A 15,727-nucleotide genomic window follows, 5' to 3' on the forward strand; every position below is an offset into this window, starting at 1 on the left:
TGTGGTGCGGGCCGTCGCCGGGCTATGACGCCGACCGCTACGAGGAGAGTGCGGGCCTACAGCCAGCGGTCGTACCAGGCGCGGATGCGCCGGAGGGCGTCGAGTTGATGGGCGCGCTCGTGGAGCCCGTGGCCCTCTCGGGGGTAGACGACGAACTCCTGCTCGACGCCGAAGTGTCGCAGTGCGCGATGGAAGTGGACCGCCTGGCCGAGTGGGACGTTGGTGTCCTCCTCGCCGTGCAGGATCAGGATCGGGGTGCGGATCCGGGGCACGTAGGAGATCGGGCTGTTCCGGTCGTGGAGGTGCGGTCCCGGCCCGTCCCAGCCGGTGCTGCCGCCGAGTGCCGCGTCCATGATTCCCCACGCGCCGGTCCCGGCCTGCATGCCCCAGTCGCTGATGCCGGCGCCCATCACTGCGGCCTTGAACCGCTCGGTCCGGCCGATGGCCCAGGCCGCCATGAAACCGCCGTGGCTCCAGCCGGAGATGCCCAGGCGTTCGGGATCGGCGACTCCCTCGGCGACCAGCAGGTCGATCCCGGCGAGGATGTCGGTCCACTCGTCGCCGCCCACCGCGCCCGCCACCACGGCGGCGAATTCGTGGCCGTGGCCCGATCCGCCCCGGGGATTGGCCAGGAAGACCGCGTATCCGGCGGTCGCCAGCCACTGGCCGCAGTCGACCACAGTGAGCGTGAACTCGTCGGCATGGCGGAAGTAAGGGCCGCCGTGGACCAGGGTGACGAGCGGGAACGGACCTTCGTCCCGAGTCCGCCCGGCCGGCAGGATCAGCAGGCCGTCCAACTGGAGCCCGTCGGCCGTCTGGTAGCTGAGCCGCTCCTGAACACCCCAGCGGATCCTGCGCAGTTCGGGAGAGGTGTCGCTGAGCCGGAGCAGTGGCCCGCCGGTGGGTCCCGCGTGGACGTTCCTGGGCTCGCGCGCGGTGCTCATCAGCACGGCGAGGGTCTCTCCGGAGTGGCTCGCAGTGAGCCCGGCGAGCATGCCGGGCGTGCAGGACAGCCGGTGGAACCGCAGTGACTGTGGATCGAGCCGGTGCAGCGCGGTGTCCAGCCCGTCGGCGAACAGCGCCAGCGGCGGCCCGTCGGCGACCTGCACCAGTTCGGTGGGGCAGGCGGACATGCCGAGCGTGAGGTTGCGCTGTTCGACGGCCGGGCCGGTCGCCGGTGGGACCGTGTCGATCACGGCGAGCGCGCCCACCAAGTGCCCAGGGGTCACCGCCAGATGGGCCAGATGCCAGTCACCGTCGTGATTCCACCAGACCGGGGACTGGGCCTCGACTCCGACCGGGCCCAGGTCCTGGATGGCTCCCGTCTCCGGGGCGACCAGATGCAGTCCTGCCGTCGTGACGCCGGGGTCGAGCTCGGGGGTGGCCCAGCTCAGCACGGCCAGCGGGCCGCCGTCCGGACGCTGGGTCACCTCCACGACATGGCGGTCCCCGAGGCCGTCCACGGTGCGGACCACGCCGGTCGCCAGGTCGAGCAGGCGCAGCCGGGTGACCGGGAGGTGTCGGCCCCAGACCTTCGCGTCGTCGCCTTCGGCCTCCCGGCGTTCGTCCTCCGCGGTGGGCTCGTCCTCGGCGAGCAGCGCGACGGTGCGGCCGTCGGCGAGCGGGTAGTGGTCGCCGATGCCCCCGCGCCAGCTGGTCAGGGACTCTGCCTCGGTGATGTCCTCGCTGCCGTCCAGGGGGATCCGCCGGAGTTGAGCGGTGCCCGGCTCCTCGCGGTCGGAGCTGAAAAACTCGGAGCTGAAAAACAGCGAAGCCGAGTCCGGCGCCCACTTCGGGGCGGCGTCGCGGGCGGTGCCGTCGGTCAGCCTGCGCGGGGCTGCGCTGCCATCGGCGGCGGCGACCCAGATGGAGCTGTGCGGACGTCCGTTTCTTCCGCTGTTCGCGACCACGCCATAGGCGACCAGGCGACCGTCCGGCGAGATGGCCGGCGTGACGGGGGCGGCCACGTCCGCCACCAGTTCCGCGGTGAGCAGGTCGGTCGAGTCGGGAATCGGTCGCGGTGCAGGGTGCGGCATGCGGACTGCCTTTCACTCGCCTGGACGACAGACGGACATCGTGTCGCACTGACGAGCCTGTGTCAGTCGGGTTTCGGAGACTTACCGGGCCGACTTGGCCGCGGTGCCGGGATCGTGGACGTGCTGAGTGAGGAAGAGGGCTGCGCGGTCCAGCGCTTGGTCTGCCTCGTCGAGCACGCCGGCGAAGGACTGGAACACGTGGGGTACGTCGGCGGTGATGTCGAGGATCACGTCCACTCCGGCCGCGCGGGCGCGGGTGGCCATGCGGGTGGAGTCGTCCAGGAGCATTTCGTCGGTGCCCGCCTGGAGGAGCATCGGCGGGAAGCCTGTCAGGTCGGCGAGGAGGGCGGGGCTGAGCATGGGCTGGTGCGGGTCGGCTCCCGCCAGGTACATGGCCCCGGTGCGTCCCAGGCCCTCGTGGGTGAAGAACGGGTCGATGCCGGCCTTGGTGTCCATGCTCTCGCCCGTCCGGGTGGCGTCGAGGCCGGGGGAGAAGGCCACGATCGCGGCGGGCATCGGGAGACCGGCCTCGCGTGCCGCGAGGCAGGTGGTGACGCTGAGGCCGCCGCCGGCGGAGTCCCCGGCGAACGCGATGGTCGAAGGGTCCTCGCCGCTGTCGAGGAGGGCGCGGTAGGCGCTCAGCGCGTCCTCGATCGCGGCCGGGAACGGGTGCTCGGGGGCGAGCCGGTAGTCCAGCGAGTACGCCGTGAACCCGGTCCTGGCCACGAGGTTGCCCGTCAGCGACAGCGCGGTCTCGGGGGAGCCGAACACCCAGCCGCCGCCGTGGAAGTACAGGATCGTCCCGTTGCGCGTTCCGTTGCGCGTTCCGTTGCCCGGCTCGACGTACAGCGCCGGTCGGCCGCCGAGCGCCGTCTCGGTGGTGCGGAGGCCGTCCGGGACGATCATCTGCGCCATCATCGCCTTGAATCCGGCTCGGATCGCCTCGACCGACTGCGGGCCGTCGGGCCGGGGCTGCCGCAGCATCGCGCTGAGCTGCGTGCGCTGTTCCCTGCTCATGAAGTGTGCTCCTGTCGCAAGTAGCTTCTTCGGAACTATATGCCGTGGCATCTAACGTAGACTATATGCCATGGCATCCAAAGTGAGCGGTGAGACGGTCGACCTCCCGAGCTTCTTCGCCGACCTCGTCCGATGCGAGACGCGGCTGTACAACGCCCTCAACGACCGTCTTCGCGAGCGGCACGGGATCGTCACCTCGCAGTTCGAGTTCCTGCGCCACCTCCGCGACCACCCCGGGGCCCGGGTGGCGGATCTGGCGGCCGAGTTCGCTATCGGCATCGGGGCCACCAGCAAGGGGGTCGATCGCCTGGAGCGGCAGGGATGGGTCACCCGCATGCCGAACCCGTCGGACCGCCGGTCGTCACTGCTGGAACTGACCGACGACGGCCTGCAGTTGGTCAACGCGGCAGAAGGGACCTTTACCGAGCGGCTGGCCGAGCTGATCGTAGGCGCACTCGAGGCGTCCCCCATGGCGGCCGCCGCGCAGGCCCTCTCGGACCTGCGTTCCGTCCTGGAGCGCGACCAGATCGGCACACCCACGGGCTGACGCGCGGCCAGTATTTAGGCAAGGCTAAGCTAATATCTCGACGTGAACGCTCCGACTCCCCACCACTGCTGCGCTGACGCCGACCCCCTGCAGAGAACCATCTGGCGTGTTGCCGCGGTCTGCATCGGCTGGTACGCCGTCATCCTCGCGTCCAGGCACATGAATCCCGGGCCGGGCGCTCGAGCGGTGGCGCTCGACGTCCACCTCCTGAGCCTGGCGGTCGGATTCGGCGCGGTGCTCGCCGTGGACGGGATGGGCCTCGCGGTACTGGCGGGCCGCACCAGGCTGTCGACCCTGCTCGCGTTCTCCGCCCGTGCGGAGTGGCTGATCTGGACCGGATTCCTCGGCCTCGCTGTCTCCGGCACGGCCCTGCAGCCGGACTTCAGCGACCGATGGACGGATGTCAACCTGACCGCGGCTCTGGTCGCGGCACTGAACGGCGTCTTCGCCAACCGGCTGCGCAACACGCTCCCCGCTGTGACCACGGCGAGCCGCTGGCGGGACCTGCCCATGTCCTACCTGTGGCGGGCCGGCTGCGCAGCGATCGTGTCACAGGTCGCCTGGTGGACCTCGATCCTGATAGGGACGTTCACGAGCTGACGCCGTTGCCCGTTCCAGTGACCTTGCGCCTCGACAGAGCCGGATGATTCCCTACCGGCCGATCGCCGCGAGGACCGTGTTGCGTGTCGGATTGGGGGAGTCGTCGCGTTCGGCGAAGACGGCATCGAGGTCCGACAGCGGCGCGAAGGCTGCCAAGGCACGGGCGCCGAAGACCGCGGACTCGGCCAGGAGGACTCGCCGGCCGGCTGAGCGGAACAGCCGGCGGCGTAACTCCGCCTCGGCGAGGTCGTCGACCGTCAGTCCTGCGTCGGGATCGGCACCGGCGCAGTCCACGAACACCGTGTCCACCCGGACGCTCGTCAGTGCTCCGATGGCGATCGGCCCGGCGAGCAGCCCGCCTCGTCCGCGCTGACCACCGCTCAGGATCAGCTTGGGCGAGGTGCGGCTCGTGCTGTGGAGGAGGGCGGCGACTCCGAGTGAATTGGTCACCACGGTGATGCCCTGGTGCTCCGTCAGTTCGGCTGCCAGCAGTTCTATCGCCGGTCCGCCGCACAGGGCCACGGTCATGCCCGGTCGTACGGTGCCCGCCGCCGCGACCGCGATCGCCCGCAGTCCCGCGCGCTGTTCGCCGGCTCGATCGGGGACCGGTTGCGGCGCGTGCGCCGCAACCGGCCCCTTGAGCGCTCCGCCGTGCACCCGCGCCGCGTGCCCTGCGGCCTCCAGGGCAGTCAGGTCGCGGCGGATCGTCACGATCGAGACGTCCCACCGAGTGCTCAACTCCATGCTGCGGACCGCACCGGAGGACTGTAGCTCGGCGCGGATGAGGTCCCGGCGCTCCCGCGTGAGCATCGCGGCATCAGGTGCTTGACGGGGCATCGTGCCTCCTGCTCCTCGGGTCGATCGATCGGTGCCCGGCACCATGGGCCGGGGCGGCTACTTGACGGCGCCGGCGGTCAGGCCCTTGCGCCAGAACCGCTGGAGGCTGATGAAGGCGACGAGCAGGGGGATCAGCGACAGGAAGGCACCGGTGATCGGCAGCAGCGGTGGCACGCCGTTGGCGAACTCCGACCGCCACTGCACCAGGCCGACCGTCACCGGCAGTCGCGAGGCGGAGTTGAGCATGAGTGAAGGCAGCAGGTAGTTGTTCCAGATGGCGACGAACTGGAACAGGAAGACGGTCACCAGCGCCGGGGCCATCAGCGGCAGCGCGATCCTGAAGAAGGTGCGCGCCTCGCCCGCTCCGTCGATCCGCGCGGCTTCCAGCAGTTCGTCCGGGACGGACGACCCGGCGAAGGTCCGGCACAGGTAGACGCCGAACGGGCTGACGCAGCTGGGGAGCAGCACCGACCAGTAGGAGTCGGTGAGGTTGAGCTTGGCCATGAGCAGGAACAGCGGCAGGGCGAACATCGGCGCCGGTATGAGGACCGAGGCGAGGATGACGTTGAAGACGCCCTCGCGGCCGCGGAAGCTGAACTTGGTCAGCGCGTAGCCGGCCATCGCGGACAGCAGGGTGCTGACGGTCGCGCCGACGAGGCTGTACAGCGCGCTGTTGGCGAGCCAGGTGGAGAAGACGCCGCCGTCGAAACTCAGCACGCTCCTGATGTTGGTGATCAGGTCGAAGTGGGAGAACCACAGTGGCGTACCGGTGTAGAGGTAACCCGAGCCCCTGGTCGCGGAGACGAACAGCCACCACAGCGGGATCAGCGTGTAGAGGGCCATCAGGCCGAGCACGCCGTTGACGACGACCCTGCTCGCGGTCTCGCTGCCGCGGCGGGCCGGTCGAGCCGGTCGGGCGGGTCGGGTCGATCGGGCCGGTCGGCTGCCCAGGACCACGCTCATGCCATCGCTCCCTTGCGCTGGTTGTACTTCAGGAATCCGAACGAGAGCACGAGGGTGACCAGGGCGAGCACGACGGACTCGGCGGCGGCCAGGTTCTGGCCGCCCACGTCCATGCCCAGGGTGGTGTTCATGATCGGGGAGAACTTCGGCGAGACGCCCGGAATGCGCGCGCCGACCAGCACCGCCGGCTCGGTGTACAGCTGCGCCGTCCCGATGATGGAGAAGATCGTGGTCATCACCAGCGCAGGGCGCACCAGCGGGATCTTCACGTGCCACGCCAGGCGCCATCCGGTGCAGCCGTCGAGCGCGGCGGCCTCCACCACCTCGCCGGGGACCGTCTGCAGCGCGGAGTAGATGATCAGCATGTTGTAGCCGGTCCAGCCCCAGGTGATCATGTTCCCGATCGAGACCGGGACCCATGACGGTGACAGGAAGTCGGTGGAGATCCCGATGTGGGACAGCGGGCCGGTGAACGGCGAAAGGCTCTTCACCAGGAGGAAGGACCACATCACCGCGGCGATCGCCCCCGGCAGCGCGTACGGCAGGAAGTAGACGAACCGGAAGGTCTTCCGCAGCCGGGCCGAGTGGGAGTCCAGCAGCAGCGCGAGCAGCAGGGCCAGGCCGAGCATGACCGGGACCTGGACGCAGCCCAGCAGCACGACCCGGACGATCGACGCCATGAAGTCGTGGTCGCGGAAGGCCGCGAGGTAGTTGGACAGTCCCGCGAACCGGGTGGACTGCGTGCCGCCGAACAGCCCGGCGCGCTTGACGGTGAAGAAGCTCTCGTAGACCGCGTAGCCGATCGGCGCGACCATCATGGTGAGGAACAGCGCCGCGAACGGCGCCAGGAACCCGGACGCGGTCAGCGCGGCGGGGCGGCGGCCGGCGCGCCGGGGCCGGCCGGCCGGGGAGGCGCCGCGGGGGACTACGGCCACCGGCTGTGGCGGCGACGCGGTCCGGGCGCTGCTGGTACTGCTCATGGAAACCTCGCTGGGCGGTTCGTCGGCGGTTCGTCGGCGGTTCTTCGTCAGGGGGGCGGGTTCCCGCGGCGCCCGGTGCGGGCGGCCGCGGGAACCCTTCGGGGCGGCTGGAGTTCCGCTGCCTCAGCCTCCGGTCACCGACAGGCCGAGCTGCTTGATCGCGGCGACGGTCGATGTCTGGACCTTGCTGACGGCGTCCGGGATGCTGCCCTGGCCCATGGCGGCGGTGAAGTCCGTTTCGACCTGCTGGTAGGTCGGGCCATTGGTCCAGCCGGTGGGGATCTGCGCGGCGGAGGACTTGTAGACGTCGCTGACGTTCTTGCCGCCGAAGTACGGGTCACCCGCCGCGAGGGACGGGTCGTCCTGCCCGGCGGTCGAGGCCGGGTAGATGCCGCCGACGGTGATGCCCGTGTTCACGGCCTGGGGGTCGGTGGACAGGAACGCGGCGAACTGCTCGGCCTCGCGGGGGGTCTTGCACCCGGTCATCACCGAGGTGGCCGAGCCGCCGTTGCTGGAGGTCTTGGTGTCGCCGGCGCCCCAGGTCGGCATCGGGGCGACCGCCCACTTGCCGGACTGGTCCTTCAGGTCGTCCTTCAGGCCGCCGGCGGCCCAGGCCGCGTTGACGAAGGTCACCACCTTGTCGGATTCGGCGGCCTTGTCGAACTGCGGGTCCCAGGCGTTGTCGTTGTTCATCACCAGGCCCTTGTCCTTCAGGCCCTGCCAGTAGGCGGCGACCTTCTGCGTGCCGGGGTTGTCGACGGAGACGGTCCAGCTGTTCCCGCTGGTCGAGTACCAGGACTGCCCGGTCTGGAGGGTGAACGCCGCCATCTCGTTGCCGTCGGTGGGGGCGGTGCCGAACTTCACGCTCGGGTCGACGGCGGCGACCTTCTGGGCGTCGGCCTGGTACTCGTCCCAGGTGGCCGGCGGCTTGGTGATGCCGTACTTGGTGAACAGGTCCGCGCGGTAGAACAGGACCATCGGGCCGACGTCCACCGGGACTCCGTAGATCTTGCCGCCGATGCTGGTGGCCGAGACGGCCGACGGGACGTACTTGGCCATGTCGGCGCTCGCGTACTGGGTGATGTCCATGACCGTGTTCTTCACGAGCATCGACGGGATGGTGCCGTACTCGATCTGGGCCAGACACGGGCCCTTGCCGGCGGTGATCGCATCGGCGATCTGGGTGTAGCCGCCCTTGCCGCCCGACGGGATCTTCTTGAAGGTGACCTTGACGTTCGGGTGGGCGGTGTTCCACTCGTCGGCGATCTTGTCGTAGCCGGGCGCCCAGCCCCAGAACTCCATGCTCACCGGGCCGTTCTGGCTCGGCTCGGCGGCGGGGCCGGCGGAGGAGCTGCTGCTGCAGGCGCTGACGCCGGCCGCGAGGACCGCCACGGTGGCGAACGCGAGGAATCTGCGGGTGCGTATGGTGCTGCTGTCCATGTGCGGGAACCTCTTGCTGACGGTGGGTGGGGGGCCTTGCTGGATCGCTGCCGGGCGGGCGGGCTGCGACCGCCTACCAGTCGGTGCTGAACTCGACGGCGAATGCGGTCGGGACCGCTGCCAGGACGGACGCGGCCGAGGGGCCCGGTCCGCAGGCCGCGCTGCCCAGGCCGTGGTGCGCCTGGTCCAGGTGGAGATGGAGCCTGTCGCCGGGTACCAGTTCGTGCTGGTGGGTCGCGGCGGTCAGGGCCTCGGTGCTCCAGGGGCGCACGGTCAGGTCGATGACCGGGTCGCCGGTGATGAGCAGGGCGCCGCCCGGGGCCGTGATCCGGGCGTGGCGGACGTGGTGGCGGTTGCCGTTCTCCTGCGGGCGGACGTAAGGGGTCTGCATGGCCGAGACGGTCGACCGGTACCGGCCGACGCGCGCCGCGGCCCGCGAGTCGCGGTAGGCCTCACCAGGACCGGGGCCGAACCACTCGACCTCGGCGTCGGCGCCGGGCAGCGACATCGTGACGCCCAGGCGGGGCAGCGGCACCGACCAGGCGCCGTCGGGCGTGACGGTGGTCTCCAGCCGGAGCCGGGCCCGGTCCGCGACCGGTCCCTCGCAGGCCGTCCAGCGGTAGACCACGTCGAGTCCGGAGGAGGACCCGGCGGCGGCGAGCCGGGCGGTGACCGTGAGTCCCGAGGCGTCGGGCTCGATGGCCAGGACCTCGTGGCGCATCCGGTGCAGTCCGGCGGCGAGCCAGGCAGGGATCTGCGGCTCACCGAAGGCGTTGAGCAGGTCGTTGTCGATCGGGGCGCGCCAGACGTCGAGCCTCGGGCCGTCGAGTTCCACGGCGCCGAGCCGGACGAGCGCGCCGGTGTGGATGTCGAACCGCGCGGGACCCAGCGCGAGGTACCCGTCGTGGGCGGTCGCCGACGCCGGCGTGAAGGGGATGAGCGAGCGGGCCGGAACCACCAGCCCCTGGCCCCAGGCGATCTCGTGGCCAGCCGCGGCCCAGGTCTCATCGGTGGCGAGCGCCGCGGTCACGGTCAGCCACACCTCGTGGCCGGAGCCGTTCTTGCGCGCAGAATCGAGCGCGGCGGCCAGCTCGGCGGGCCATGCGACGGCTGTCGTCCCGCCCGGTGCGACCGCAGGCACGGTCAGGCTGCCGGTGCCCACCGGCTCGCCGTCGTCCTCGACGCTCCACCGGAAGTCCAGGTGAGCGCTGTCGCGGACGTGGTGCAGGTTGTGCACGGTGATCTGCTGTGCCGCCGGGTCGATGTGGATCCGGACCGGCTCGATGACCTTCTTGTACTCGACCAGGCCCGGCGACGGCGTGCGGTCGGGGAAGAGCAGCCCGTCGGCGACGAAGTTGCCGTCGTGGACCTCCTCTCCGAAGTCGCCGCCGTAGGCGTAGAAGGAGCGGGGGGCCTCGTCCTCGGTGATCCGGGCGATCCCGTGGTCGATCCACTCCCAGATGAAGCCACCGGCCAGGCGCGGGTGCGTCTCGATGACCTGCTGGTACTCGGACAGGCCGCCGGGGCCGTTGCCCATGGCGTGTCCGTACTCGCACAGCACGGCCGGCAGGGAACGGCGGTGGGCGTCGTCGGCCGGATCGGCGGTCGGGGCCTCCTGGCCGCGCCCCACGGCGGCCAGCTCGTCCACGCCGATGTACATGCGGGAGTACAGGTCCACGTAGGAGCAGCTCGCCCAGTCGCCTTCGTAGTGGATCAGGCGGCTGTCGTCGCGCTGCCGGATCCATGCGGCCGCGGCGGCGAGGTTCGCCCCGGTGCCGGACTCGTTGCCCAGCGACCAGACGATGACGGAGGGGTGGTTCTTGTCCCGTTCCACGAGCCGCGCGGTCCGGTCCAGGTAGGCCTCGCGCCATGCGGGGTCGTCGCTGGGATTGCGCCGCCAGCCGCCGGGCTCGAAGCCGTGCGTCTCGAGGTCGCCCTCGCAGAACACCCACAGTCCGTGCTCGTCGCACAGGTCCAGGAAGCGGTGGTCGGGCGGGTAGTGGCTGGTGCGCACCGCGTTGATGTTGTGCTGCTTCATGAGCAGCACGTCGGCCACCATGGTGTCCTCGGTCAGGGTCCGCCCCGTCAGCGGGTGCCATTCGTGGCGGTTGACGCCCCGCAGGGAGATCGGCCGGCCGTTGACGGTCAGGACCCCGTCCACGACCGCCACGGTGCGGAAGCCGATGCGCAGCGGGATCCGCTCCCCGGCCTCCGAGACGAGTTCCCCCGAGTACAGGCGCGGGTTCTCGTCCGACCAGGGCTCGACGCCGTCGATCACGTGCGGTCCGGCCGGGTCGGCGGCGGTGATGCCGAGCTCGGGCACCGACAGCGACACCCGGGTCGGGGCGGTGACGTCGATGGCCAGGCTGCCCCGGCCCGTGGTGTGGTCGTAGGCGGTGTGGACGAAGAAGTCCTCGACACCGCGGGCGGCCACGGACACCGACCGGAAGATCCCGGACAGCCACCACATGTCCTGGTCTTCCAGGTAGCTGCCGGACGACCACTGGTGCACGCGGACCGCGAGCACGTTCCGGCCCGGCCGCAGAGCGGCGCCGGCGTCGAACTCACTCGTCAGCCGGCTGCCCTTGCCGTCGCCGAGCCGGACGCCGTTGAGCCAGACCGCGAACGCGGAGTCGACCCCCTCGAACCGGAGCACTGCGGCCGCCGCCGGGAACCCGTCCGGAACCTCGAACTCGCGACGGTACTCGCCGGTCGGGTTCTGCCGGGGCACCCGCGGCGGGTCGACCGGGAACGGGTAGAGGATGTTGGTGTAGGCCGGGGTGCCGTAGCGCGGCTCGCCGGGCAGGCCGGTCATCTGCCAGCAGGACGGCACGGCGAGCATGTCCCAGCCGGCGTCGTCGAAGTCCGGTGTGGCGAAGTCCCCGGTGAGGTCGTCCAGCCCTGACGCCAGGCGGAATCTCCAGTCGCCGTCGAGCGCGATCGCGGGCAGGTCGGAGGCGAACGCGGCGCGCGGCCGCAGCCGTCCGGTGCCCGGTGACCGGTCTTCGACGTAGGCGTCGGGGTCGGGGTCGTTCATCGGTGAGAGTCCTCTCGGAAGTCGTCGAGGTGACGGGGGAGGGCACAGCGGAGCCTGCCGCCGGCTCCCTGGATCACGTGCGGGTCGAGCGGCTTCGGGTGCTGGGGGCCTGCCCGGCAGGATCCGCCGGACAGGCGCCAGGTGCTAGGCGCTAGGCGGTTGCTCGGGGCGGGGCGCTGCTGGCCCGGACCGTCAGGGTCGGGCGCAGCAGCGAGATGACGTTGGTCGGCGGCCGGCCGGAGTCGACGGCGCGCAGCAGCAGTTCGACGGCCTGCTGGGCCATCTCGCGCTTCGGGAAGGTGACCGTGGTCAGCGCCGGGTCGATGCGTCCGACCACCGCGATGTCGTCGAAGCCGACGACACTGACGTCCTCGGGGACCCGCCGCCCGGACCGGACCACCGCCTCGATGGCGCCGACGGCCAGGACGTCGTGGGTGGCGAAGAGCGCCGTCAGTTCCGGGTCGGCGTCCAGTGCCGCGCAGGCTGCGTCGTACCCGCCGGCCGCGTCGTCGCTGGTACGGGTGAACACCTGGTGGTCGTCGATGGCCAGCCCGTCGGCGGCGAACGCCCGGCGCAACCCGGCGACGCGCAGCGTGTGGGCGGGGAGGTCGGCGATCACCGCGACGTTCCGGTGGCCGAGCTCGCGCAGGTGGCGCCCGGCCAGGAAGCCGGCGTGCTCGTAGTCGATGGACACCACCGGGAGCGTGGTCGGCGGGTCGCCCTCCCAGGCGAACAGTGCGACCGGGAAGGCGGCCGCGTTGAGCATCGGCAGCTGCTGCTCGACGCCCTTGTCCCCGGCGACCAGCAGTGCGTCCACCGAGCGCGCGGCGAGGTTCTCCAGGTGGGCCCGGGTGTAGTCGGGATCGTCGCGCGTCGTGGCCAGCAGCAGGTTGTACCCGTGGCCGACCAGGACGTTCTCCACCTCCTCGACCACCTCCGAGTAGAACGGATTGGCCACCGACGGCACGAAAAGCCCCACGGTCGAGGTGCTGCCGGTGCGCAGCGAGCGCGCCACCAGGTTCGGCTTGTAGCCGAGCTCGGCGATCGCCGTGTTCACCTTCGCCAGGGTCTCCGGCCGCACCTTCTTGCCGGCCACCACGTTGGAGACGGTCTGCTTGGTGACTCCTGCCCGAGCGGCCACCTCCGCCATTGTCACCATGACTGCTCCCGAACTTTTATCGATCCACGAATTGGCGTCAGCGTAGGATCACGCGCCGCACCAGGGCAAGGCGTTGCCGGAAGACCGTGATGCAGCCGTTACGTGAACTCCGGGCAACACTGCACGTCGTACACGGTCCCACGTGCGGGGAGCGCGCGGACCGTTGACGTCCCGGGAAACGCGCCATTAACATCCCGGCCACACCGGTCGCGTGGATCGGTCAACGCTGTGGACCGTCCAGGTGAGTGCCCGAAGGGACCTGGAACGGTCCAGTCCTGAGGAGAGACCAGCATGATCCGACCGGCCGGCGACGAAGCCGACTCGAACCCCACTCCGGCGCGGGGCGCCTCGCGCGTCAACCGCGTCATCGCAGCCACCGTCGGCGCCGCCGTCACGGTGGCGAGCCTCCTGCTCACCGGCGCCGTCTCCGCACACGCCGCCACCCCTGTCACGGTCCACACCTACGCACCGTCGGGCGTGGGCGGCGGGACGACGGCGTCGCCGGATGTGGCGTCCGGCAAGTACCAGGTGCAGGTCGCCAGTGCACCCGTCCAGGCCGTGCAGTACACCCAGAACGGCCACAACTTCGACATCGCGCGGTTCGCGTCGAGCTCCCGGACGCCGACGATCACGGTCACGCTGCCCAGCACCACGGTCAACACGGTGAACGTCTACCCGGCGCGCTACTACCCCGCCGGCAGCGTGTCGGTGAGCCCGGACAAGCACACCCTGACGTTCCGGATGGCGTCGGGCGCCGGATTGAACGAGGCGATCGTGATGGTCAACGGCGACTCGACCAACGCCGCCGGTCAGCCCTATCTGGCGGTCGTCAACGACCCGATCGAGGACCCGTCGCAGCGGCCGGACACCACGGACGCGCCGGACGGTTCGGGCGTCAACCCGCAGACCGGGGTCCTCAACTTCCAGGAGTTCGCCGCCAAGTACCTCGCGGCGCACCCGAACAGCGCGGCCCAGACCGCTCCGGCCGCGACGACCAGCTCCATGGCGGGACGCACCGTCGACGGCACCGCCATCGCGGCCGGCCAGGTCACTTCGGCGGGCAGCCTTGTGAGCGCTAACACCGCCAACGTGCGCTACCCGAACGAGCGGGTGATGGCCGCCGGCGACCAGACCTTCGCCCTGCAGGCCGCGATCCGGACCATCCAGGCCGACCCCACGCAGCTCGACACCCTCTACTTCCCGAACGGCACCTACCTGTGGTCGGGCCTGCAGGTCAACGGTGTGGACGGCAGCAAGCTCAAGGGCGGCAAGCTGAAGATCGACACCGACGAAGGGGCCCTGCTGGTCAACCGGGTCCAGGCGTACATGGAGGCCTTCGAGCCGGCGATCGGAATCGTCAGCTCGAACAACGTCGAGATCGACGGCCGCGGCGTCTTCGACGTCAACGGAGTGGCGAACTACAACTCCTCCGGTGGCGGTGACCTGCACGACGCCTACCGCAGCCAGCACCAGGGCGGCGTCATGGTCATGCACTCGTCGAACATCACCTTCAACGACACCTACGAGCGCAACGCGAAGCAGTGGAACTTCGAAACCCACACCGCCAGCAGCGTCACGTTCAACAACATCAAGGCCCTCACCCCGTACGCCCAGCCGTGGGTGGACGGCACGGACTTCGCGAGCGGCCGGGACATCACCGCCAACGGCGTCTTCACCCTCGGCAACGACGACGCGTTCGCGTCCGGCCACTACAACCCCAGTAACGGGTTCACCCCGCTCGGCTCCGGCGTCTGGAACAACTTCCAGCTCGGCACCCCGAGCGCCGACGTCCAGGGCTACGTCAACGCGATCGGCGCCTACGACGCCGTCGCCAACCAGCTCGGGTTCGACTCCAACCACTGGGACGAGCAGGACTCGAACAACATCTCGGTCAGCAACACCCTGAACTGGGCCGTCAATGCCGGCAACGCGATCCGCCTCGGCTACCAGACCAACGGCCACCAGATCGGCAACTACACGTTCGACAACTTCAACTCGGTGTCGCCCCTGGTCGGCGGCATCACCGTGATGAGCGGTTCCAACACGTACCCGCGCCTCCTGAGCCTCGTGGTGAAGAACAGCTCGATCGACTCGTCCCGGTTCGGTTCGGGATCGATCAGCGTGAACGGCGGCAACGGAACCACCCAGACCGTCACCGCCGACCAGCAGGCCAACTACGGGTACGCCCCCAACCCCGACGGGTCCGGAAACACCTACACATACGTCAAGTCCCCCATCCCCACCGTCAACCTCGACGACGTGTGGTTCTCGAAGCAGACCACGAACAACATGACCGGCGTCACGAACGCGACGCTGAACAACCTCCACGTCGCGGGGCAGCCCGTCGAGTACACCGGCCAGCTCCCGCTCACCACGAGCGGCGTCGGCACCCTGACCAGCACCTACACGGACGCGAACGGCCAGACCCAGAACGTCAGGGCCGGCGCCGTCACCAGCGGCGACACCTGGGTGGGTGCGTGGGCCGGCGACCAGAGCACGAACAACTCCGCGGACCTGACCCTCGTCACCCGCAACACCGGTGACGGCCTGATGGGCGAGCAGTACACCACGGGATCCGGGGACGGGAAGCTCTCCTACCTCCAGTTCCCGCTCGGCGGCCTCACCAGGGCACCGAGCCAGGCGACCCTCCACCTCACCTACGTCGGCCACCGCTACACCACGGTTGCGCCGACCGACACCGACCAGCTGCTCGTGCAGCCCGTCAGCGACACCACGTGCACCGGCGGCGGCACGTCCTGCCCGGTCGGCACGATGACCTGGCCGAACCGGCCGAGCTTCACCGCCACGACCTCCTCCGTCGCCCGGTCGGCCACCTTCGCCCTGGGTTCGACCGTCATCCCCGAGGGCGGCGGGACCCACCAGGGCAACGCCATCGACGGCCGCGACATCACCGTCGACATCACCCCCTTCGTCCAGAACGCCTTCGCGGCCAAGCAGTCCACGCTCCTGCTCGCCGTCGGCGACACGGGCACCGGCCACGAGCTGCGCTTCGTCAGCTCCGAAGGCGCCACCGGCTCCGGGAAGCTCACCAACGCGAGCGCTGACATGGTGCCCGCGCTGACCGTGACCCCGTAGGCCGCCGCACCCACC

Annotated in this window: 11 protein-coding genes; 3 read left to right on the forward strand and 8 right to left on the reverse strand. The window is 70.4% G+C overall.

The annotated features are described in order from the left end of the window. Positions 1 to 56: 56 nt before the first annotated feature. Positions 57 to 2,036: a prolyl oligopeptidase family serine peptidase gene (locus AC060L_RS14070; RefSeq protein WP_483799043.1), complete on the reverse strand. Its 1,980-nt coding sequence runs from the start codon at positions 2,034 to 2,036 to the stop codon at positions 57 to 59. 81 nt (positions 2,037 to 2,117) lie between these two features. After that, positions 2,118 to 3,053 carry an alpha/beta hydrolase gene (locus tag AC060L_RS14075; RefSeq protein ID WP_483799044.1) on the reverse strand — a complete coding sequence of 312 codons (936 nt, stop codon included), beginning with the start codon at positions 3,051 to 3,053 and terminating at the stop codon, positions 2,118 to 2,120. A 70-nt stretch (positions 3,054 to 3,123) separates the two neighbouring features. Here AC060L_RS14075 and AC060L_RS14080 point away from each other — a divergent pair, with 70 nt between their 5' ends. Then, complete coding sequence (locus tag AC060L_RS14080) at positions 3,124 to 3,600, forward strand: MarR family winged helix-turn-helix transcriptional regulator (RefSeq protein ID WP_483799045.1); 477 nt, start codon at positions 3,124 to 3,126, stop codon at positions 3,598 to 3,600. A 186-nt stretch (positions 3,601 to 3,786) separates the two neighbouring features. Further along, positions 3,787 to 4,200, forward strand: a complete 414-nt coding sequence (locus AC060L_RS14085; protein ID WP_483799046.1) for a hypothetical protein — start codon at positions 3,787 to 3,789, stop codon at positions 4,198 to 4,200. A 51-nt stretch (positions 4,201 to 4,251) separates the two neighbouring features. Here the strand turns inward: AC060L_RS14085 and AC060L_RS14090 are convergent, their stop codons facing one another. The 6 genes from AC060L_RS14090 to AC060L_RS14115 all read right to left on the reverse strand — a co-directional run bounded on the left by AC060L_RS14090 (position 4,252) and on the right by AC060L_RS14115 (position 12,616). Next, positions 4,252 to 5,082, reverse strand: a complete 831-nt coding sequence (locus AC060L_RS14090; protein WP_483799047.1) for a DeoR/GlpR family DNA-binding transcription regulator — start codon at positions 5,080 to 5,082, stop codon at positions 4,252 to 4,254. A 12-nt stretch (positions 5,083 to 5,094) separates the two neighbouring features. Further along, on the reverse strand, positions 5,095 to 6,000 hold the full coding sequence (locus AC060L_RS14095; RefSeq protein WP_483799048.1) for a carbohydrate ABC transporter permease: 906 nt from the start codon (positions 5,998 to 6,000) through the stop codon (positions 5,095 to 5,097). Continuing rightward, complete coding sequence (locus AC060L_RS14100; protein WP_483799049.1) at positions 5,997 to 6,980, reverse strand: carbohydrate ABC transporter permease; 984 nt, start codon at positions 6,978 to 6,980, stop codon at positions 5,997 to 5,999. The genes AC060L_RS14095 and AC060L_RS14100 overlap by 4 nt, the downstream gene beginning before the upstream one ends. Positions 6,981 to 7,103: 123 nt before the next feature. Beyond that, a complete protein-coding gene (locus tag AC060L_RS14105) occupies positions 7,104 to 8,420 on the reverse strand; it encodes an ABC transporter substrate-binding protein (RefSeq protein WP_483799050.1) in 1,317 nt (438 codons plus the stop codon). A gap of 73 nt (positions 8,421 to 8,493) precedes the next feature. Beyond that, the gene (locus AC060L_RS14110; RefSeq protein WP_483799051.1) at positions 8,494 to 11,457 is read right to left on the reverse strand and encodes a glycoside hydrolase family 2 TIM barrel-domain containing protein; all 2,964 of its coding nucleotides are present in this window, start codon (positions 11,455 to 11,457) and stop codon (positions 8,494 to 8,496) included. 151 nt (positions 11,458 to 11,608) lie between these two features. Then, positions 11,609 to 12,616: a LacI family DNA-binding transcriptional regulator gene (locus tag AC060L_RS14115; protein WP_483799052.1), complete on the reverse strand. Its 1,008-nt coding sequence runs from the start codon at positions 12,614 to 12,616 to the stop codon at positions 11,609 to 11,611. A 291-nt stretch (positions 12,617 to 12,907) separates the two neighbouring features. Here AC060L_RS14115 and AC060L_RS14120 point away from each other — a divergent pair, with 291 nt between their 5' ends. After that, positions 12,908 to 15,712, forward strand: a complete 2,805-nt coding sequence (locus tag AC060L_RS14120) for a glycosyl hydrolase family 28 protein (RefSeq protein ID WP_483799053.1) — start codon at positions 12,908 to 12,910, stop codon at positions 15,710 to 15,712. Positions 15,713 to 15,727 lie beyond the last annotated feature (15 nt).

It is taken from the genome of Kitasatospora sp. NEAU-69, assembly GCF_057158765.1.

What these genes read in the sequence shown, in the direction of transcription:
- AC060L_RS14070 (WP_483799043.1), bottom strand. Translation starts at nt 2,036, where the DNA reads ATGCCGCACCCTGCACCGCGACCGATTCCCGACTCGACCGACCTGCTC.
- AC060L_RS14075 (WP_483799044.1), bottom strand. Translation starts at nt 3,053, where the DNA reads ATGAGCAGGGAACAGCGCACGCAGCTCAGCGCGATGCTGCGGCAGCCC.
- AC060L_RS14080 (WP_483799045.1), top strand. Translation starts at nt 3,124, where the DNA reads ATGGCATCCAAAGTGAGCGGTGAGACGGTCGACCTCCCGAGCTTCTTC.
- AC060L_RS14090 (WP_483799047.1), bottom strand. Translation starts at nt 5,082, where the DNA reads ATGGTGCCGGGCACCGATCGATCGACCCGAGGAGCAGGAGGCACGATG.
- AC060L_RS14095 (WP_483799048.1), bottom strand. Translation starts at nt 6,000, where the DNA reads ATGAGCGTGGTCCTGGGCAGCCGACCGGCCCGATCGACCCGACCCGCC.
- AC060L_RS14100 (WP_483799049.1), bottom strand. Translation starts at nt 6,980, where the DNA reads ATGAGCAGTACCAGCAGCGCCCGGACCGCGTCGCCGCCACAGCCGGTG.
- AC060L_RS14105 (WP_483799050.1), bottom strand. Translation starts at nt 8,420, where the DNA reads ATGGACAGCAGCACCATACGCACCCGCAGATTCCTCGCGTTCGCCACC.
- AC060L_RS14110 (WP_483799051.1), bottom strand. Translation starts at nt 11,457, where the DNA reads ATGAACGACCCCGACCCCGACGCCTACGTCGAAGACCGGTCACCGGGC.
- AC060L_RS14115 (WP_483799052.1), bottom strand. Translation starts at nt 12,616, where the DNA reads ATGGTGACAATGGCGGAGGTGGCCGCTCGGGCAGGAGTCACCAAGCAG.
- AC060L_RS14120 (WP_483799053.1), top strand. Translation starts at nt 12,908, where the DNA reads ATGATCCGACCGGCCGGCGACGAAGCCGACTCGAACCCCACTCCGGCG.